This is a genomic window from Streptomyces sp. SID9727, from assembly GCF_010550605.1.
Classification (GTDB): Bacteria; Actinomycetota; Actinomycetes; order Streptomycetales; family Streptomycetaceae; genus Streptomyces.
In genome coordinates, this window is the sequence record NZ_JAAGNI010000190.1 from 1 (window position 1) to 2,135 (window position 2,135).

Annotated in this window: 2 protein-coding genes; one reads left to right on the forward strand and one right to left on the reverse strand. The window is 73.9% G+C overall.

The genetic code is table 11. The annotated features are described in order from the left end of the window. Positions 1 to 1,323: FUSC family protein (locus tag G3I41_RS12880; protein WP_203600891.1), on the forward strand; the 1,323-nt coding region annotated here is incomplete at its 5' end. 57 nt (positions 1,324 to 1,380) lie between these two features. Here G3I41_RS12880 and G3I41_RS12885 read toward each other — a convergent pair. Then, on the reverse strand, positions 1,381 to 1,896 hold the full coding sequence (locus tag G3I41_RS12885) for a hypothetical protein (RefSeq protein ID WP_164400348.1): 516 nt from the start codon (positions 1,894 to 1,896) through the stop codon (positions 1,381 to 1,383). Between the last annotated feature and the right edge of the window lie 239 nt (positions 1,897 to 2,135).

Here is a 2,135-nt window from a genome sequence, read left to right on the forward strand (position 1 = left end):
GACGCGGCCGCCCGGGCGATCCGCAAGGGCGACCCGGTCAAGCTGCCCGCGCCGGCCGTCGCCGCGCTGAAGACCCCCGACACCGGGGCCCTGCTCACCGGCCCGCCGCTGCGCGCCGCCGACCGGCTCGCCGCCCTGCTCTCCGACGTCATCGAGGCGGCCGAGGGTGACGGCACCAAGGAGGAGCGGGCCGGAGCCGAGGAGGCCGCCGACGCCATCAAGGACACCCGGCCGCCCACCGAACTCCACCGGCGCCCCGGACTGCTGCGCCTCGCCCCGGTCGTCCTCAGGGCCATGCGCCGCGAGGTGCACCACGGCTCGCCGATCCTGCGGCACGCGATCCGGCTCGCCGCCGTCGCCGCGGTCGGCTACCTCCTGGGCCGCCTGCTGCCGCTCGGCCACGGCTACTGGGCGCCCATGGCGGCGGTGATGGTGATGCGGCCGGAGTTCTCCCAGACGTACTCCCGCGCGGTGGCCCGGTTCGGCGGCACCCTCGTCGGCGTGTTCCTCGCCTCCGCGATCGTGGAGGCCGCGCATCCGGGCGCCGGACCGCTCGCCGCCCTCGCCGTGGTCTGCGCCCTGCTGATGTACCTGCTCATGCGGACCGGGTACGCGGTCGCCCAGGCGTGCGTCGGCGCGTACGTCGTCTTCCTGCTCGGCATGGCCGGCGACGACCTGGGCCAGACCGTGTTCGAGCGGGTGCTCCTCACCCTCGGCGGCGGCCTCCTGGCGATGATCTCGTACGCCGTGTACCCGGCCTGGGAGACCCCGCGGCTGCGGACCCGGCTCGGCGACTGGCTGAGGGCGTGCGGCCGGTACGCGGCGGCGGTCGTGGACCAGTACGCGGACCCCGCCGAACGCGGCCGGGGCGATGTGCGGCAGGCCCTCCTCGCCACCCGCGAGGCCCGGGTCGCCTGGCAGGAGGCGGTGGCGACGGCCCGGCACGAACCGGTGCGCCACCGGGGCCTCTCGCACGCCGCCGCCGACGCCACCCAGCACACCCTGGCCCAGCTCGGCCGGGTCGCGATGCTCCTGGAGGCCCACATCCCGCGCAGCGGGGCCACGCCCGTGCCGGGGGCCGCCGAGCTCGCCGAGGCGCTGCGCCGCGCCACCGACCAGGGCGCCAAGGCGGTGCGGGAGCGGCGGGTGCCGGACTGGACGCCGGTGCGGGAGGCGCTGGAGCGCTGGGAGGCGGAGTGCCGGGCGCGCGAGGAGGCGGCGGAGGGCGGGGCGCCGCCTCCCGCCGGTACCGGACTCGTCCGCAACAACGTCGCGCTGCTCCTCGACGCCCTGGAGGACTTCTCGCGGGGTCTGGCCTCGTGACGTCACGGCGTCACGGCGTCGCGGGGGCTGGGCTCCTGACCTCGTGACGTCACGGCGTCACGGCGTCGGCAGGTCCGGGACGTCGGGGAGGTCGGAGAGGCCGGGGATGTCCTTCAGCGAGCCCGGGTCGGTCTTCTTGAGCGTGTCCTTGGCCCCGGCATCCCACGAGATCACGACGGTCTTGCCGTCGTTGGACTCGATGGCCCCCATGGTCCGGGCGGTGTCCCCGTCGGCGCACTTCAGCTCCAGCATCGGCTTGCCCATGTCCGCCACGGTGCCCGTGCAGACGTGGGACTCGGCGACGACGGCGGCCTTCCCGGCGACGACGGACAGCACCACCGACTTGCCGTCGGTCTGGCCCAGCCAGGCACCCTCCAGCGCCTTCGCGTCGCCGCCGGTTCCGCCGTCCGGCTCCGAGGACGCGTCAGCGCTCCCGCTCGGCGTGGAGCCGGCGCTCGACCCGGAGTCCTTGCCCGAGTCGTCCTTGCCACCGTCGCTTCCGCAACCGGTGAGGGCCAGCGCGGTCAGCAGACCGGCGGCGAGGACTGCGCCGGTACGTGCGACTTTGTACATGTGGAATTCCCCCTGGAAGACGAATGGCCATCCAAGCTACCAGCGGGTCGCACGGGCTGCCGAGAAGTCAACTCCCGGAATCGGGAGCCGCAGAGGCCGTTCACACGTCTTCATCGGCAGGAACTGTAATCACGGCACCACCGCGCGTGCACGTGCATCTGCTCGTGCATCCGCTCATGCACTAGGAATTGAACACAGCTATGATCCGGGACAGTTGACACTTGCACCTTGCAACTCGG

What these genes read in the sequence shown, in the direction of transcription:
- G3I41_RS12885 (WP_164400348.1), bottom strand. Translation starts at nt 1,896, where the DNA reads ATGTACAAAGTCGCACGTACCGGCGCAGTCCTCGCCGCCGGTCTGCTG.